The organism is Streptomyces sp. NPDC018029, from assembly GCF_044327655.1.
Taxonomy (GTDB): domain Bacteria; phylum Actinomycetota; class Actinomycetes; order Streptomycetales; family Streptomycetaceae; genus Streptomyces.
In genome coordinates, this window is record NZ_JBIRFV010000011.1 from 1 (window position 1) to 17,555 (window position 17,555).

Consider the following 17,555-nt stretch of genomic DNA (forward strand, 5'->3'; position numbering starts at 1 on the left):
TTCCGACTCTATCAGACTCTTTCGTGTCCGATTTCCTCGGTGCCTTTCCGGTTCCCGCTCCGGCCTTTCGGCTTTCGCGTTTCCCTTTCCGGCGGCTCCGACTTTATCAGAGATTCTGAGTCGGATTCCCCGCCCCGCTCGGGTGGTCCCAAGGCACCTGAGTGCTCCGGGTTCCCTCGCTGGCGGAGCCGTAAACCTAACGGAGCGGGGCGCCCCGATGCAAATCGAGGTGCCCCGCTCCGGAGAAGGCGCGGTCAGGAGGGTCAGACCTCCACGACCACCGGCAGGATCATCGGGCGCCGGCGGTAGTTGTCCGAGACCCACTTGCCCAGCGTGCGGCGGATGAGCTGCTGCAGCTGGTGGGGCTCGACGACGCCGTCCTGGGCCGACTTCTCCAGGACTTCCTGGACCTTCGGGACGACGCTGGTGAACACCGAGTCGTCGATGCCGGAGCCGCGCGCCTGGATGTGCGGGCCACCGGTGATCTTCCCGGTGCTGGAGTCCACCACCACGAAGACCGAGATGATGCCCTCGTCGCCCAGGATCTTGCGGTCCTTGAGGGCGGGCTCGCCGACATCGCCCACGGAGAGACCGTCCACGTAGACGTATCCCGCCTGGACCTTGCCGACGATCTTCGCCTTGCCCTCGACGAGGTCGACGACGACGCCGTCCTCGGCGATCACGATGCGGTCGTGCGGGACGCCGGTGAGGGCGCCGAGCTCGGCGTTGGCGCGCAGGTGGCGCCATTCGCCGTGGACCGGCATCAGGTTCTTGGGCTTGCAGATGTTGTAGAAGTACAGGAGCTCGCCGGCCGAGGCGTGGCCGGAGACGTGCACCTTGGCGTTGCCCTTGTGGACGACGTTCGCGCCCCAGCGGGTCAGGCCGTTGATCACGCGGTAGACCGCGTTCTCGTTGCCGGGGATCAGCGACGACGCCAGGATCACCGTGTCGCCCTGGACGATGCGGATCTGGTGGTCGCGGTTGGCCATGCGGGAGAGCGCGGCCATGGGCTCGCCCTGCGAACCCGTGCAGACCAGGACGACCTCGCTGTCCGGCAGGTCGTCGAGGGTCTTGACATCGACGACTAGGCCCGGCGGCACCCGGAGGTACCCGAGGTCGCGGGCGATGCCCATGTTGCGGACCATCGAGCGGCCGACGAAGGCGACCCTGCGGCCGTACTCGTGCGCGGCGTCCAGGATCTGCTGGATGCGGTGCACATGGCTGGCGAAGCTCGCGACGATGATGCGCTTCTGGGCGCCGGCGAAGACACCGCGGATCACGTTCGAGATGTCGCGCTCGGGCGGGACGAAGCCCGGGACCTCGGCGTTCGTCGAGTCGGAGAGGAGGAGGTCGATGCCTTCCTCGCTCAGCCGCGCGAACGCGTGCAGGTCGGTCAGGCGGCCGTCCATCGGCAGCTGGTCCATCTTGAAGTCACCGGTGGCGACGACCATGCCCGCGGGGGTGCGGATGGCGACGGCCAGGGCGTCCGGGATGGAGTGGTTGACGGCGATGAACTCGCAGTCGAACGGGCCGAGGTGCTCGCGGTCGCCCTCGACGACCTCCAGCGTGTACGGCCGGATGCGGTGCTCCTGGAGCTTCGCCTCGATCAGCGCGAGGGTCAGCTTGGAGCCGATCAGCGGGATGTCCGGCTTCTCGCGCAGGAGGTAGGGGACACCGCCGATGTGGTCCTCGTGGCCGTGCGTGAGCACGATGCCCTCGATGTCGTCGAGGCGGTCCCTGATGGACGTGAAGTCCGGCAGGATCAGGTCGATTCCGGGCTGCTCCTCCTCGGGGAAGAGCACTCCGCAGTCGACGATCAGCAGGCGACCGTTGTACTCGAAGACGGTCATGTTGCGGCCGATCTCACCGAGGCCGCCGAGCGGGGTGACCCGCAGGCCGCCCTTCGGGAGCTTCGGCGGGGCGCCGAGTTCAGGATGCGGATGACTCAAAAGACTCTCCTCACCACGCGCGCCACGTACCTCCGAGGCACGTGGCGCGTATGACGTTCGTGCATTAGCAGTTGTTGTGTGGGGTGCGGGCGGCCGTCGGCTGCTGCCGCGCGCCCGCGTGTTCCGCGTATTCAGTTGTGAAGTCTGTGGTTACAGCTGTACCCCGCCGGCGGCGAGATCGATCTTGAGCTGGGCCGTCTCGTCGGGTGACAGCTCCACCAGGGGGAGGCGGAGCGGTCCCGCGGGACGGCCCTGGAGGGCCAGCGCCGCCTTGGTCGTGATCACGCCCTGCGTGCGGAACATGCCGGTGAAGACCGGGAGCAGCTTCTGGTGGATCTCCGTGGCCTTCTGTACGTCACCCGTGAGGTGCGCCTCCAGCATGGCGCGCAGCTCCGGGGTGACGACGTGGCCGACGACGGAGACGAAGCCGCACGCGCCGACGGACAGCAGCGGCAGGTTCAGCATGTCGTCGCCGGAGTACCAGGCGAGGTCCGAGCGGGCGATGGCCCAGCTGGCACGGCCGAGGTCGCCCTTGGCGTCCTTGTTGGCGACGATGCGGGGGTGCTCGGCGAGGCGGACCATCGTCTCGGTGTTGATCGGTACGCCGCTGCGGCCCGGGATGTCGTAGAGCATGACCGGCAGCTCGGTGCTGTCGGCGATGGCCGTGAAGTGCCGGAACAGGCCCTCCTGAGGGGGCTTGTTGTAGTACGGCGTCACGGTCAGGAGGCCGTGGGCGCCCGCCTGCTCGGCGGCGCGGGCCAGCTCGATGCTGTGGCGGGTGTCGTTCGTGCCGACGCCGGCGACGATGTGGGCGCGGTCTCCGACGGCGTCCAGGACGGCTCGTACGAGATCGTTTTTCTCCGCGTCACTGACGGTCGGGGACTCACCGGTGGTGCCGTTGATGACGAGGCCGTCATTGCCTGCGTCCACCAGATGAGTGGCGAGCTGCTGCGCGCCGTCGAGGTCAAGTGCGCCATCCGCCGTGAACGGCGTGACCATGGCGGTGAGGACCCTCCCGAAGGGGGTCTGCGGAGTGGAGGTCGGAGCCATGGGTAACACGCTACTCGCTGCTCAGCGCGGGGTCGCCCCTCGGGGGATGTGTGCGGACCTGACAAGTGTGGAGCCCGGCACTGCCTGCTCGGGGGTTCAAGCAGTGCCGGGTCCGTTTGATCAGGCTAGATGAACTTCACGAAGTGCCGCAATCCGGACACTTCGCTCGGTCCACCCGCACATCAGTGCCTCGCCCGCTCGCGGGTCGGCCCCGACAATCGGCCGTTCGGTGAATCGCCAGCACATTCTTCGACTAATTTGCTGAAACAGGGCACCTTTTGGGCGTTTCACGCGTCTGTCTATACAACAGAGTCCACAGAGCTCCGTTCGAGACCCGTGAGGAGAAGCGCGCCCCATGTTCCGTCGGCGAGAGCCCGTTCCGTTCGCCTTCATCGCCGAAGCCGACAAGTTCCGCAGTAACGTCACTCCCCCACCCCGTGAGCGCGCGTCGGCCAGCCAGATCGTGGGCCGCACGCTCATCGGCCTGACCGTGGTGGCCGGTCTTGTGGGATCCCTGCTCTTCGGGATGCCCGCCATGTCGCCCGACCAGTCACCGGCGCAGACGCAGCAGTCCGAAGCTGCCGACGGCCGCTGACCGGCGCCGACCGCCGTCCGGACCGACTCATACCCGTCCGGACCCCCAAGGGTGGTAGCAGGGGGCACGGCTCGATAGCCTCACCGGGCACAGCCCATGTGTGGATCGAGTGAGGATCAGCCCGTGCCCCTGCCCTTCCTGACCGCGGACCGCACTTTCGACGACGTGGCGGGCGACGCCGCACTGCCCTTCGAGAACCGCGATCACTGGCGCCGGCCCTACCGGCCCGGTCCCTGGCGCGTGGGCACCGCGGCACTTCTGCTGCTGCTCGCCTCGTTCGTTCTCTTCGCCGCCGTGGTCATCGCGTTCGCGGACTCCCTCGCGGGCGCCGCGATCTGCGCCGGGCTCGCCGCCCTCGTCATCGTGAGTGCCCTGCGGATGCTGCGCATGGGCATCTGGGTGAGCGCCCACGGACTGCGCAAGGTCCGCTTCCTGAGGACGCAGACGCTCCCCTGGGGCCGGATCTCCGCGGTGCGGACCGCCCAGCAGCCGGTGCGCTGGCTGGGTCTGCCCCGCACGGTGCAGGGGCAGGCCCTCGTCCTCGTACGGCGTGATCAGCAGGCTGCCGAGGCGCGGCAGCTGCTGCTCACCGACCGGAACGCCGACTTCCTGGCACGGCACGAGGCGTTCAACCGCGCGGCCGACTCCATCGAGGTGTGGGCCGACGAGTACCGGCCCGCCACGGAGTACAGCCCCACCGCCTAGCCACCGCCCGGCTCAGACGTTCACCGGCCTGCCCGCATGCAGGGCGATGGCGCGCTGCATGGCCTTCCGCGCGCGGGGGGTGTCTCTGGCGTCGTGGTAGGCGACGGCCAGCCGGAACCAGCAGCGCCAGTCGTCCGGTGAGTCCTCGGTCTCCGCCTTGCGGCGGGCGAAGACCTCGTCGGCCGAGTCGCGGTCGATGCGGCCGCCCGGCGTGCGCTTCAACTCGTCGACGGGCAGGCCGCCTTCGGCCTCGAGCTCGGCGGCGAGGCGGTTGGCTCGCTGGACGAACTGGGTGTTCTTCCAGAGGAACCAGACGCCGATGACCGGCAGGATCAGCACCGCGACACCGAAGGTGACGGTGAGCGCGGTGCCGTGCTTTATCAGGAGCACGCCGCGGCTGCCGACCAGGACGAAGTAGACGACCAGGACGGCGGCCGTGACGGCGTAGGTGATCTTGGCGCGCATGAGGTCCGCTCCCCGGATCAGCCGAGGTCCAGGAAGTGTTCCAGGCCGAACGTGAGCCCCGGGGTGCCGACCACGCGGCGCGCGCCGAGCAGGATGCCCGGCATGAAGCTGCTGTGGTGCAGCGAGTCGTGGCGCACGGTCAGGGTCTCGCCCTCACCGCCGAGCAGGACCTCCTGGTGGGCGAGGAGGCCGCGCAGGCGCACGGAGTGCACCGGCACGCCGTCCACGTCCGCGCCGCGGGCGCCGTCCAGGGCCGTCGTCGTGGCGTCGGGCTGCGGGGCGCTGCCCGCCGCCCTGCGCGCCTCGGCGATGAGCTGGGCGGTGCGCGTGGCGGTGCCGCTGGGGGCGTCGGCCTTGTTCGGGTGGTGCAGCTCGACGACCTCGACGGACTCGAAGTACGGCGCCGCGAGCTGCGCGAACTTCATCGTGAGCACCGCGCCGATGGAGAAGTTCGGGGCGATGAGCACGCCCGTCTCCGCGGACGCGGCCAGCCACGTCCGCAGCTGCGCGAGGCGCTCGTCGGTCCAGCCCGTCGTACCGACGACGGCGTGGATGCCGTGTCGTACGCAGAAGTCGAGGTTCTCCATCACCGAGTCGGGGTGGGTCAGCTCGACCGCGACCTGGGCGCCGGCCTCCGTCAGCGAGTCCAGCTTGTCGCCCCGGCCGAGGGCGGCGACCAGTTCCATGTCGTCGGCGGCCTCGACGGCCTTGACGGCCTCGGAGCCGATGCGGCCCTTCGCGCCGATGACCGCCACGCGCAGCTTGCTCATGTCCTTCATTCCTTACGTCGATCCCTTGCGGGGACTGCGCTACCTACGCGACCGCTTCGTGAAGGCGGGCCGCCTGCTTGTCCTTGAGCGGGCCGATGGCCGACAGGGACGGGCGGTGGCCGAGCACGTCGCGGGCCACTTCGCGCACCTCGTCGGGGGTGACCGCGGAGATCTTGGCCAGCATGTCGTCGACCGACATGTGCTCGCCCCAGCAGAGCTCGCTCTTGCCGATGCGGTTCATCAGGGCGCCGGTGTCCTCGAGGCCGAGGACGGTGGAGCCCGCGAGCTGGCCGATCGCGCGGGTGATCTCGTCGTCCGTCAGTCCGTGCTCCGCGACCTGGTCGAGCTCGTCGCGGCAGATCTTCAGGACGTCGTGGACCTGGCTGGGGCGGCAGCCCGCGTAGACACCGAAGAGGCCGGTGTCGGCGAAGCCCGACGTGTACGAGTACACGCTGTAGGCCAGGCCGCGCTTCTCCCGGACCTCCTGGAAGAGGCGCGAGGACATGCCGCCGCCCAGGGCGGTGTTCAGGACGCCGAGGGCCCAGCGGCGCTCGTCGGTGCGGGCGAGGCCCGGCATGCCGAGGATGACGTGGGCCTGCTCGGTCTTGCGGTTGATGACCTCGACGCGGCCCGCCGTGCGCAGGGCGCGGGAGCCCTGGCGGGGGCCCATCGGGACCGCGTCGGTGCGCTGGAGCGCGCCGGCCTTCTCGAAGGCGGCACGGACCTGGCGTACGACCTTGTTGTGATCCACGTTGCCCGCGGCGGCGACCACGAGGTGGGTCGGGTCGTAGTGCTTCTTGTAGAAGCGGCGGATGCGGTCCGCGGTGAGGGCGTTGATCGTGTCCTCGGTGCCGAGGACCGGGCGGCCGAGGGGGGTGTCGCCGAGCATCGTGTGCGCGAACAGGTCGTGCACGCAGTCGCCCGGGTCGTCCTCGGTCATCGCGATCTCTTCGAGGATGACGCCGCGCTCGGCGTCGACGTCCTCCTGGCGGATGAGGGAGCCGGTCAGCATGTCGCAGACGACGTCGATGGCGAGCGGCAGGTCGGTGTCGAGCACGCGTGCGTAGTAGCACGTGTACTCCTTGGCCGTGAAGGCGTTCATCTCGCCGCCGACCGCGTCGAGCGCGGCCGAGATGTCCAGGGCGCTGCGCTTCTTGGTGCCCTTGAAGAGGAGGTGCTCGAGGTAGTGCGTGGCGCCGTTCAGCGAGGGGGTCTCGTCGCGTGATCCGACGTTGGCCCAGATTCCGAAGGTGGCCGAGCGCACGGAGGGCAGGGTCTCCGTGACGACGCGCAGGCCGCCGGGGAGGGTCGTCCTGCGGACGGTGCCGATGCCGTGCTCGCCCTTGATGAGGGTTTGGGTACGGGCGACGGCCCGCCCCTCCGAAGAGGGGCGGGCCGTCGTCGTGGTGCTACGCGACGTCACTTGTCGGTGTCGTCCTTCTGGTCTTCGCCCTCTTCGCCGTCGATGACGGGGATGAGGGAGAGCTTGCCGCGGGAGTCGATCTCGGCGATCTCGACCTGGACCTTCTGACCCACGCCGACGACGTCCTCGACGTTCTCCACGCGCTTGCCGCCGGCGAGCTTGCGGATCTGCGAGATGTGCAGCAGACCGTCCTTGCCCGGCATGAGCGAGACGAACGCGCCGAAGGTCGTCGTCTTCACGACGGTGCCCAGGTAGCGCTCGCCGACCTCCGGCATGGTCGGGTTGGCGATGCCGTTGATCGTGGCGCGGGCGGCCTCGGCGGCCGGGCCGTCGGCGGCACCGATGTAGATGGTGCCGTCGTCCTCGATCGTGATGTCGGCGCCGGTGTCCTCCTGGATCTGGTTGATCATCTTGCCCTTGGGGCCGATGACCTCACCGATCTTGTCCACCGGGATCTTGACGGTGATGATGCGCGGCGCGTTCGGGGACATCTCGTCCGGAACGTCGATCGCCTCGTTCATCACGTCGAGGATGTGCAGACGCGCGTCACGGGCCTGCTTCAGCGCGGCGGCCAGGACCGAGGCGGGGATGCCGTCGAGCTTGGTGTCGAGCTGCAGCGCGGTCACGAACTGCTTCGTACCGGCGACCTTGAAGTCCATGTCGCCGAAGGCGTCCTCCGCACCGAGGATGTCGGTGAGGGCGACGTAGTGCGTCTGGCCGTCGATCTCCTCGGAGATCAGACCCATGGCGATGCCGGCGACGGCGGCCTTCAGCGGCACACCGGCGTTCAGCAGCGACATCGTGGAGGCGCAGACCGAGCCCATGGAGGTCGAGCCGTTCGAACCGAGGGCCTCGGAGACCTGACGGATCGCGTACGGGAAGTCCTCGCGGGACGGGAGCACCGGCACGATGGCGCGCTCGGCGAGCGCGCCGTGGCCGATCTCGCGGCGCTTCGGCGAACCGACGCGGCCGGTCTCGCCGACCGAGTACGGCGGGAAGTTGTAGTTGTGCATGTAGCGCTTGCGCGTCACCGGGGAGAGGGTGTCGAGCTGCTGCTCCATGCGGAGCATGTTGAGGGTGGTGACGCCCAGGATCTGGGTCTCGCCACGCTCGAACAGCGCCGAGCCGTGCACGCGCGGGATGGCCTCGACCTCGGCGGCGAGCGTACGGATGTCCGTGAGGCCGCGGCCGTCGATGCGGACCTTGTCCTTGATGATGCGCTCGCGGACCAGCTTCTTGGTCAGCGCGCGGTACGCACCGGAGATCTCCTTCTCGCGGCCCTCGAACTGCGGGAGCAGCTTCTCGCCGGCGAGCTCCTTGACGCGGTCCAGCTCGGCCTCGCGCTCCTGCTTGCCGGCGATGGTGAGCGCCTGGGCGAGCTCGGTCTTGACCGCGGCGGTGAGGGCCTCGAGGACGTCGTCCTCGTAGTCCAGGAAGACCGGGAACTCGCCGGTCGGCTTGGCGGCCTTCGCGGCGAGGTCCGACTGGGCCTTGCAGAGCGCCTTGATGAAGGGCTTCGCGGCCTCGAGACCGGCGGCGACGACCTCCTCCGTGGGGGCCTCCGCGCCGTCCTTGACGAGCTGGATGGTCTTCTCGGTGGCCTCGGCCTCGACCATCATGATCGCGACGTCGCCGTCCTCGAGAACGCGACCGGCGACGACCATGTCGAAGACGGCGTCCTCGAGCTCGGTGTGCGTCGGGAAGGCGACCCACTGGCCCTTGATGAGCGCCACGCGCGTGCCGCCGATCGGGCCCGAGAAGGGCAGGCCGGCCAGCTGCGTGGAGCAGGAGGCGGCGTTGATCGCGACGACGTCGTACAGGTGGTCGGGGTTGAGCGCCATGATCGTCTCGACGATCTGGATCTCGTTGCGCAGGCCCTTCTTGAAGGAAGGACGCAGCGGGCGGTCGATCAGGCGGCAGGTCAGGACCGCGTCCTCGGAGGGGCGGCCCTCACGACGGAAGAACGAACCGGGGATCTTGCCGGCGGCGTACTGCCGCTCCTCGACGTCCACCGTCAGGGGGAAGAAGTCGAGCTGGTCCTTGGGCCGCTTGGAAGCGGAGGTGGCCGACAGCACCATGGTGTCGTCGTCCAGGTACGCCACGGCGGAGCCTGCGGCCTGCTTGGCCAGGCGCCCCGTCTCGAAGCGGATGGTGCGGGTGCCGAACGTGCCGTTGTCGATGACGGCCTCGGCGTAGTGGGTCTCGTTCTCCACTGTTCTCCTACGTGTCTACGTTTCGTCTTCTCGCCCCTGAATCCGTGTGACCCGGGGGCGGCGTCCCATGCGTCCTCTCGCGGACGGGGACTGTGTGGAGAAGCGCGCCGTGGATGCGGGCCGGTCTTCGATCGAAGCACCCGGGATGCTCCCGGGGGCCACTACCGAGGACCGGCGGCGGCTGCGTGCGCCTCTCCCTCGTGGGGGGTTTTCGTTCTTGCGCCCCGGGGCTTTCCTGCCCGCGGGGACGTGCTTGTCTTCGTGCTTGTCTTCGTGGTGCTTGTCTTCGTGCCTGTGTCACCAGACTACAAAGCGTCGGTGACACCGCGCACGTACAGCAAAGGGAGCGGCCCCCTTCGAGTGCTTCGAGTGGGAACCGCTCCCTCCACGGCGTCTTACTTGGCGCCCGCCGCACCGCGGCGGATGCCGAGGCGCTCGACCAGGGCGCGGAAGCGCTGGATGTCCTTCTTGGCCAGGTACTGCAGCAGGCGGCGACGCTGGCCGACCAGGATCAGCAGACCACGACGCGAGTGGTGGTCGTGCTTGTGGGTCTTGAGGTGCTCGGTCAGGTCCGAGATGCGGCGGGAGAGCAGCGCCACCTGAACCTCGGGGGAGCCGGTGTCGCCCTCCTTCTGGGCGAACTCGGTCATGATCTGCTTCTTCGTAGCGGCGTCGAGCGACACGCGTACTCCTCGTGATGTCTTCGAGTGCCTCCGAGTGCCCCTGGTCTACATCTCAGGGGAGCTTCCGTGACTCGGGAGGCCGGAATGGGCCGCCGGGCGCGGTCCTGGGCCCGGAGTCCTTGACGGATCCTGGGGCCGGGCCGGGTCTGTGCAGGCCGGGGTCGGATCCGTGGGGATTCGCGGGTGCGCAGACAGGCGGTTGTTTCACAGGGTACCAGTCGGCTTGTGGGGGGTTTGGACGGGGGCGCGGCCCGGGAGCACCCGGCCCGCCGGCGCCGTCGGTCAGCCGCTGCTCTCGAATCCTCTCATCACCCACTGGTTGGGGCCGTCGCCCTCACTCCGCGTGACGCTTGTGGTGGCGAGGAAGATGCGGCCGCGTTCGTACACGACAAGCGGCGGCTCCAGACCGTCCATCGCGGGCGCCTCATCCTCCCCGAAGAGCAACAGGAGGGTCTCCTTCCCGGTGTCCGGGTCCAGGCTGACGGCGGCGGAGGGCGCGCTCGCCGCTTCCCGGTAGGCGATCACCTTGTCGCCGCTCATCCGCAGCGGGAACATCGGGCGGCCGGGCCTCGCGTCGAATTTACGCACGGTGTTCCCGGTCGCGAGGTCGAAGGAGACGACTTCGTTGGCCACCCGTCCGCGTGCCGTCTCCGGGGAGAAGTCTCGCGGCTTTGTCGCCATGTAGAGCTGTCGCTTGCCGACGACCACCCCGGTGCAGCGCTCCACCTCGGCGCTGAAGACCTCGTCGCAGCCGTGGACGTAGCGGTCACCCTCCAGCGGGATCGTGCCGCGCTGTCTGCCCTTGTCACCGCTGAGGGCGATCAGATGGGTGGACCCCATGTCCCCGGACGCGACGGCGATGACGGGCGGTGACGAAGAGGCCAGGTGGACTCCATCGATCCCCTCGGCGACGGTGTACGTCCACAGGGACTTGCCCGTACGCGGGGCGATCTTCTGGATCCGGAACTCGGGCTCCGCCGAATCGCCGCACTGGACGAGGGCGATCAGGCCCTTGCCCCCGGCGTACCCCATGTCCGTGCACTTCGAGGCGTCGGTGTCCGTCCAGAGCCGGCTGCCACTGGTCATGTCGTACGCCACCGATGCCTGCCCGGTGGCGGCAAGGACGGTCCCCCGTGTCATCGTCACGTTGACGCTCATCGCGAGGGCGCTCTCGCCGGGGAGTTTCTTGTCCCAGAGCTTTCTGCCCGTGTCGACGTCGAACACCGCGACCCGGTCGCACGGGGCGGTGACGTCCTCGCCGTCGCTGCCCTTCTCGGGCCGTTCCCCCGAGAAGGCGACCGCTGTCCGGCCGTCCACGCTGACGTGCCGGGTCACCGCACAGATGGGACCGGGGAAGTCGAGCTGCCAGACCTTCTCGGAGTCACCGATCCTGAAGCCTTTGACGACGTTCGCGATGCCCTTCGCGACGATCTTCTCCGTCGCCCAGGCGCCCTTCGCCGGGGCGGTCTCGCCATCCTTGAGGGTCTTGTGTATGTATTCGGCGACGGTGCCGCCCTCGGGGGTCCTGGGAGGCGTCTCCACGGTCTCCCTGATGGCGTCGGGGGGCAGCGGTGCCGAGGCCGTGCGCTGCTTCGACGCGCTGTCGCCGTCCGGGCCCCAGAGGACCCAGCCACCTGCGCACAGCGCGGCGGTGAGCGTGAGCAGCACGCCGATGACCATCGCTGTGCGGCGCTTCTTTCCCTCGGGAGCCGTCGGCACGGGCCGGGTCAAGGGCGGGGGCGGGCCGAAGCTCACGCTGGTCGAGCCTTTCTACGCGGGTACGAATGAGTCGGGGCGCCGCGGGGCTCAGCTGGTCATGGCCCTGGCCTTGGCGTACACGTCGAAGACCGCGAGGGTCAGCGGCACCAGGGTCAGCAGGACGAAGGTCTCGGCGATCTCCAGGAACCGGCCCCAGAAAGGCGTCACACCGGTACGTGAGGCGACCAGGCCGATGCCGGTCACCAGGGTCGCCACCACCGCGATCACTGCGGCGAGCCAGATGGTCCGCAGCTCCAGCGCCCCGCTGTCACCGGCCGAGCCGGAGGGCAGGTCGAGGCAGAGGCCGATGCCGAGCAGGACGAGGGCCACCAGGCCGGCGAACAGCACGGCGGCGACCTGCGCGGTGTAGCGGAAGAGGTGCGCTCGCATCAGCATCGCGACACCCGTGGCCAGGGCCAGCACCTGTCCCCACGTCTCCTCGGAGAAGCCGAGTACCGCGGTGGAGCCGATCGCCACCAGGGCGCAACCGCCGACGAGCCCTACGAGGAGTTCCTGGCCCCGGCGGGCCTGGGCGGTGATGCGATCGGCGTCGACGGGCTCTTGCGGCGCGGGGTCCGTCCCGTAACTGCCGCGCGTGCCGTGCGGAGGTTCGAAGCCGATGGGCAGCCGGGCGAACCGCATGGACAGTCCAGGCAGGAAGGCGAGCGCCCCCACAGCCAGCGGGGCACACAGGGCGGCTGTCTCAACAGGTTCAAGTTGCCACAGCGCCGCAAGGAACGTGGCGAGCAGACCGACCGCGGAGGCGAAGACGAAGGCGACGAACGGGCCGTCGCCGCGGGGCGAGATCATGCCGAGGATCACGGATGCCGTCAGGACGGCGGCGCAGGCCAGCAGGAGCTGGAGCCTGCCCACGCCCTGCCCGTCGGCCACGGGGAGCAGCCCGGAGCCCGCCACCGCCACGTTCGGCAGCGCGCCGAGGCCGAGGGCGAGGGCCGATGCCCGGTCGTCGTACACCCGCGCGCGGACCGCCGCGAGGGTGAGCAGCAGAACTCCCGCGACGGCGGCGAGGATGCCCGACAGTCCGTGCATGTCATGGCGTGGGGCAGCCGCCCAGGTCACGTAGGCGAGGAGGGCCGACAGCACGGTCCCGCCGACGAGCCCGGCGCCTCGTGTCAGGTCGCCGGTCCACAGCACGCGGTCGCGGGTCACCGCTGACGCCACGACCTCGGACACATCGTCGAAGACCGCGGGTGGCAGAGACTCGGAGAAGGGACGCAGCGTGAGGAGTTCGCCGTCGAGGATGCGCTGGGCGGCGAAGGTGCGGCCGCTGTCCAGGACGGTGCCGTCGCGTCGTACGAGGTGATAGCCGACCGGTGCGCCTTCGGCCGGACTCTGCCGGGAGAGCCGCAGGATCTCGGGGTAGATGTCGGCGACAGGGACGTCGTCGGGCAGTGCCACGTCGATGCGGCTGTCGGGCGCGACGATGGTGACTCGGCAGAAGCCGAAGGCCGTGCCGGGGCCGGCGCCCGAGCTGCGTCCGGATGCGCTCTCAGGGGGCATTCCGCTGCCCTGCCGCCCGAATCCGGTGGCCCTCGTGGAGGCCGTCGTGCTCACCTGCTGCTCCCCCCTCTACTGATGCTGGTGTCACTGGTACTGATGTCACTGGTGCTGACGTCGCTGGTCTCGGCGTCCCCACCGGTCGCGGTCAGTACCGGTGCCGGTGTTGCTGCTGTGGCGCCCACGTCATGCACCACAAAACGCCACGCCATGCAGCCAGTTGACCCTCCTGGTCCCGGTCCGGATCAACCGCCACTCGCATGCACATCTGGCACCCTATCCCCGAGTGGTGACTACCGGTGTCAGTAGGATCACACGGCGATCGCATCGCCCGGTGACCGGGCGGCGGACGGAACGCCCGCCCCGACAAGGGAATTGGTGCACAGTGAGCCACATCATCGTGAAGCGCCCTCCTCGAACGCTGCCCTCCGCGGTCCCCACCGACGAGGTCGTGCTGCAGCCCCCGCCCGAGCTGCCGCGCGGGCAGCAGGAGGGGGCGATGATGCAGCTGTTGCCCATGCTCGGCATGGGCGGCTCCGTCGTGTTCTTCTTCATGCCGAGCGCCCATCCGTTCATGAAGGTCATGGGCATGGTGATGGTGGCGTCGACAGTGGCCATGTCCGTGGCCATGCTGATCCGCTACCGCCGCGGAAACCAGGGGCAGTTGGCCGACATGCGGCGCGACTACCTCAGCTATCTGAAGCAGACCCGACGTGCCGCCGTCGACACGGCACGGGCACAGCGCGACGCGCAGTACTACCTCCACCCCTCCCCCGAGCAGTTGTGGGCCCTGGTCGCCGAGGGCAGCCGGGTATGGGAGCGTCGCGCGGGCGACGCGGACTTCGGACAGGTGCGCATCGGTCTGGGCCCGCAGGCGCTCGCCACTCCCCTCGTGCCACCGCAGACCGGGCCGGTGGACGAGCTGGAGCCGCTCACCGCGGGCGCGATGCAGCGCTTCCTCGCCGCACACAGCACGCTGGAAGACCTGCCCATGGCCATCTCACTGCGCGCCTTCTATCACGTGACGGTCAGCGGGGACCCCGAGACGGTGCGGGGCACGGCGCGTGCGCTCACCGCCTCCCTCGCCTCGCTGCACTCCCCGCAGGACCTGGTGATCGCTGTCGGGGCGGGCACGGCCGCCGCACCCGCCTGGGAGTGGACCAAGTGGCTGCCGCACAGCCAGGTCCCGGGTGCCGCGGACGGAGCAGGCAGCCGTCGGCTCATCACCGGTGACGCGGTCGAACTTGAGGCCATGCTCACCGCCCGGCTGCAGGGGCGGCCGCGATTCCACCCGGAGGGGTCCCCGCTGCCGGACGAGCCGCACATCGTCGTCGTACTCGATGGCCTGTCGCTGCCTCCGACGGCGGCGCTCGCCTCACCCGAAGGGCTGCAGGGGGTGACGGTCGTGGAAGTCGTGCCGGGCGAACTCGCGCACGGGCGTGGCGGTTTGTCGCTCTCGGTGCGTCCCGGGGCGTTGCGGATCGAGTCGGACCACGGCCTGGTGTACGAGGGAACTCCGGATGTCCTTTCGTACGAGGGGGCCGAGGCGTTGGCCCGGCAGCTCGCCCCGCTGCGCGTGCCGTCCGGAGGCGATGACGACCAGCCGCTGCTGGCCAATCTGGAGTTCACCGACCTGCTCAACCTCGGTGACGCCGATTCGGTCGACACGAGGCGGACGTGGCGCGCCCGCTCGCTCGCGGAACGGCTGCGCGTCCCCATCGGCGTCGGCGAGGACGGCCGCCCCGTGATGCTCGACCTGAAGGAGGCGGCCCAGGAGGGCATGGGCCCGCACGGGCTGTGCGTGGGAGCCACCGGCTCCGGCAAGTCGGAGCTGCTGCGCACGCTGGTGCTCGGCCTCGCCGTGACGCACTCCTCGGAGACCCTCAACTTCGTCCTCGCCGACTTCAAGGGCGGTGCGACCTTCGCGGGCATGGCGCAGATGCCGCACGTCGCCGCGGTCATCACCAACCTGGCGGACGACCTCACCCTCGTCGACCGCATGGGCGACTCCATCCGGGGCGAGCTGAACCGCCGGCAGGAACTGCTGCGGGACGCGGGCAACTACGCGAACATCCACGACTACGAGAAGGCGCGGGTGGCGGGTTCGCCGCTCCAGTCCATTCCTTCACTCGTCCTGGTCATCGACGAGTTCAGCGAACTGCTCACCGCCAAGCCCGATTTCATCGACATGTTCGTGCAGATCGGCCGCATCGGCCGTTCGCTCGGCGTGCATCTGCTGCTGGCCTCGCAACGCCTGGAGGAAGGGCGGCTCCGGGGTCTGGAGACGTACCTCTCGTACCGCGTCGGGCTTCGCACCTTCTCGGCCGCCGAGTCGCGCGCGGCGCTGGGGGTGCCGGACGCGTACCACCTGCCGAACGTGCCCGGGTCCGGCTATCTGAAGTTCGGCACGGACGAAATGGTGCGCTTCAAGGCGGCGTACGTCTCCGGGGTGTACCGGTCGGGATCGGGGCAGGCCGCGCCTTCAGGCGGCTCACGCCTCGTGGACCGCCGACCGGTGCTGTTCACCGCGGCCGAAGTGCCGGTGCACTACGCGGCCGTGACCGCGCCCGAACCACGTGCCGCCACGGGGCCGGAGACGGACGACGCGCTCGCCGACACCGTCCTCGATGTGATCGTGCGCCGCTTGGAGGCACAGGGCCCGGCCGCCCACCAGGTCTGGCTGCCGCCGCTGGACAGCCCGCCGTCTCTGGACACGCTGCTCCCGGGGCTCACGGCGGTGCGCGGGCGCGGCCTCAGCCAGCCCGGCTACGAGGGAGCGGGACGGCTCGTCATCCCACTGGGCCTGGTCGACAAGCCGTACGAACAGCGCCGCGACACCCTGTGGTGCGACTTCGCCGGGGCGGCCGGCCACATGCAGATCGTCGGCGGACCGCAGTCCGGTAAGTCGACCCTGCTGCGCTCGCTGATCGCGGCCTTCTCCCTCACCCACACCCCGTACGAGGTCCAGTTGTACGGCCTCGACTTCGGCGGTGGCGGGATGGCCTCCGTCGCCGGGCTCCCCCATGTCGGTGGCGTCGCCTCGCGCCTCGACCCCGAACGGGTGCGGCGCACGCTCGCCGAGGTGTACGGCGTGCTGACCCGACGCGAGGAGTACTTCCGTACGGCGGGCATCGCGTCGATCGGCGACTTCCGGGCACGCCGAGCCCGGGGCGAGATCTCGGTGACGGACCAGCCCTGGGGCGACGTCTTCCTGATCATCGACGGATGGGGCAACTTCCGTTCCGAGTACGAGGGTCTCGAGCCCGCCGTTCTCGACATCGCGGCGCGCGGCCTCGGCTACGGCGTCCACCTGATCCTCACCGCGTCACGGTCCATGGAGGTCCGAGCGAACCTCAAGGACCACCTCATGAACCGTCTCGAACTGCGGCTCGGCGACACCATGGACTCCGAGTTCGACCGGAAGGTCGCCGCCAACGTCCCCGCCGGCGTGCCCGGTCGCGGCCAGACGCCGCAGAAGCAGCACTTCATGGCGGCCGTTCCCCGCATCGACGGGCTGTCCTCCGACGCGGATCTCGCCGGGGCCACGGCAGCCATGGCCACCGAGGTCGCCCGCCACTGGACGGCTCCAGGTGCTCCCGCGGTCCGTCTGCTGCCGCGAGAACTGCCGGCCGGCGAGCTGCCCCCGGGCAACGTCTTCCCGGACCGGGGCCTGTCCTTCGCCCTCGACGAGAACAACCTCGAGCCGGTCTTCGTGGACTTCGAGCAGGACCCGTTCTTCCTCGTCTTCGGAGAGAGCGAGTCCGGCAAGTCCAACCTCCTGCGGCTGCTCATCAAGCGGCTGACGGAGCGCTACAGCGGCGATGTCTGCAAGCTCTTCGTGGTCGACAACCGCCGCTCCCTCCTCGACGCCACCCCGGCCTCCCACCTTGCCGAGTACATCCCGATGTCCAACGCCATGGACCACCACATGGCGGCGCTCGCCGACCTGATCCAGCGACGCACCCCGCCCGCGGACGTCACCGCGCGCCAGCTCCGCGACCGCAGCTGGTGGCAGGGCCCGACGGTGTACGTGATCGTCGACGACTACGACCTGGTGTCCACGTCCAGCGGCAACCCGCTGGGCGGCCTTACCGAACTGCTCCCGTTCGCCCGTGACGTGGGGGTGCGCTTCATCATCGCCCGGTCGACGGCAGGCGCGGGCCGGGCGTCGTACGAACCGTTCATGCAGCGGGTGAAGGAGCTCGGGGCCCAGGGAGTGGTTCTGGCTGGTGATCCGGACGAGGGCGACATCCTGGGCGGGGTACGGCCCAGGCCCATGCCGGTCGGCCGGGGGATCTTCGTGTCGCGGAAGCGGGGGAAGCCGATGGTACAGACAGGGCTGGTGGCCGGGGAGTTCTGAGCGCAACCTCTGAACAGCGCGGGAACACCCCAAGTAGGGTGGGCGCACAGCTCTTTCGTACGTTGT

12 protein-coding genes are annotated in these 17,555 nt (G+C 69.6%); 3 read left to right on the forward strand and 9 right to left on the reverse strand.

Annotated elements, in window-relative coordinates; translation table 11 throughout:
* Nucleotides 1-263: 263 nt before the first annotated feature.
* Both ACH4D5_RS30130 and dapA read right to left on the reverse strand, forming a co-directional pair.
* Entirely contained in the window at nt 264-1,949 is a 1,686-nt protein-coding gene (locus tag ACH4D5_RS30130; protein ID WP_398308491.1) for a ribonuclease J, read from the reverse strand.
* A gap of 150 nt (nt 1,950-2,099) precedes the next feature.
* The gene (gene dapA, locus ACH4D5_RS30135) at nt 2,100-2,999 is read right to left on the reverse strand and encodes a 4-hydroxy-tetrahydrodipicolinate synthase (protein WP_362994031.1); all 900 of its coding nucleotides are present in this window, start codon (nt 2,997-2,999) and stop codon (nt 2,100-2,102) included.
* A gap of 355 nt (nt 3,000-3,354) precedes the next feature.
* Between dapA and ACH4D5_RS30140 the strand changes: the two genes are divergently transcribed.
* Nucleotides 3,355-3,594, forward strand: coding sequence for a hypothetical protein (locus ACH4D5_RS30140; RefSeq protein WP_398308493.1), 240 nt, complete (start codon nt 3,355-3,357; stop codon nt 3,592-3,594).
* 123 nt (nt 3,595-3,717) lie between these two features.
* Nucleotides 3,718-4,299, forward strand: a complete 582-nt coding sequence (locus tag ACH4D5_RS30145; protein WP_398308495.1) for a hypothetical protein — start codon at nt 3,718-3,720, stop codon at nt 4,297-4,299.
* Between the two features lie 12 nt (nt 4,300-4,311).
* Here the strand turns inward: ACH4D5_RS30145 and ACH4D5_RS30150 are convergent, their stop codons facing one another.
* The 7 genes from ACH4D5_RS30150 to eccD form a co-directional block, all read right to left on the reverse strand.
* Entirely contained in the window at nt 4,312-4,764 is a 453-nt protein-coding gene (locus tag ACH4D5_RS30150) for a hypothetical protein (protein WP_398308497.1), read from the reverse strand.
* Between the two features lie 17 nt (nt 4,765-4,781).
* The gene (gene dapB, locus ACH4D5_RS30155) at nt 4,782-5,534 is read right to left on the reverse strand and encodes a 4-hydroxy-tetrahydrodipicolinate reductase (protein WP_398308499.1); all 753 of its coding nucleotides are present in this window, start codon (nt 5,532-5,534) and stop codon (nt 4,782-4,784) included.
* Between the two features lie 43 nt (nt 5,535-5,577).
* Nucleotides 5,578-6,957, reverse strand: coding sequence for a M16 family metallopeptidase (locus tag ACH4D5_RS30160; protein WP_398308501.1), 1,380 nt, complete (start codon nt 6,955-6,957; stop codon nt 5,578-5,580).
* Nucleotides 6,954-9,170, reverse strand: coding sequence for a polyribonucleotide nucleotidyltransferase (locus tag ACH4D5_RS30165; RefSeq protein ID WP_398308503.1), 2,217 nt, complete (start codon nt 9,168-9,170; stop codon nt 6,954-6,956). Before ACH4D5_RS30165 ends, ACH4D5_RS30160 begins: the two co-directional genes overlap by 4 nt.
* A 395-nt stretch (nt 9,171-9,565) precedes the next feature.
* Complete coding sequence (rpsO, locus tag ACH4D5_RS30170) at nt 9,566-9,853, reverse strand: 30S ribosomal protein S15 (RefSeq protein WP_362994044.1); 288 nt, start codon at nt 9,851-9,853, stop codon at nt 9,566-9,568.
* 282 nt (nt 9,854-10,135) lie between these two features.
* Nucleotides 10,136-11,572 carry a PQQ-binding-like beta-propeller repeat protein gene (locus ACH4D5_RS30175; protein ID WP_398308505.1) on the reverse strand — a complete coding sequence of 479 codons (1,437 nt, stop codon included), beginning with the start codon at nt 11,570-11,572 and terminating at the stop codon, nt 10,136-10,138.
* An 87-nt stretch (nt 11,573-11,659) separates the two neighbouring features.
* Complete coding sequence (gene eccD, locus ACH4D5_RS30180; protein WP_398308507.1) at nt 11,660-13,186, reverse strand: type VII secretion integral membrane protein EccD; 1,527 nt, start codon at nt 13,184-13,186, stop codon at nt 11,660-11,662.
* A 328-nt stretch (nt 13,187-13,514) separates the two neighbouring features.
* On the opposite strand from eccD, the gene eccCa reads away from it, so the two are divergent.
* Complete coding sequence (gene eccCa / locus ACH4D5_RS30185) at nt 13,515-17,489, forward strand: type VII secretion protein EccCa (RefSeq protein ID WP_398308509.1); 3,975 nt, start codon at nt 13,515-13,517, stop codon at nt 17,487-17,489.
* Nucleotides 17,490-17,555 lie beyond the last annotated feature (66 nt).

Excerpts from the sequence above, each read along its gene's own strand:
- dapA (WP_362994031.1), bottom strand. The coding sequence starts at position 2,999 with ATGGCTCCGACCTCCACTCCGCAGACCCCCTTCGGGAGGGTCCTCACC.
- ACH4D5_RS30140 (WP_398308493.1), top strand. The coding sequence starts at position 3,355 with ATGTTCCGTCGGCGAGAGCCCGTTCCGTTCGCCTTCATCGCCGAAGCC.
- ACH4D5_RS30150 (WP_398308497.1), bottom strand. The coding sequence starts at position 4,764 with ATGCGCGCCAAGATCACCTACGCCGTCACGGCCGCCGTCCTGGTCGTC.
- dapB (WP_398308499.1), bottom strand. The coding sequence starts at position 5,534 with ATGAGCAAGCTGCGCGTGGCGGTCATCGGCGCGAAGGGCCGCATCGGC.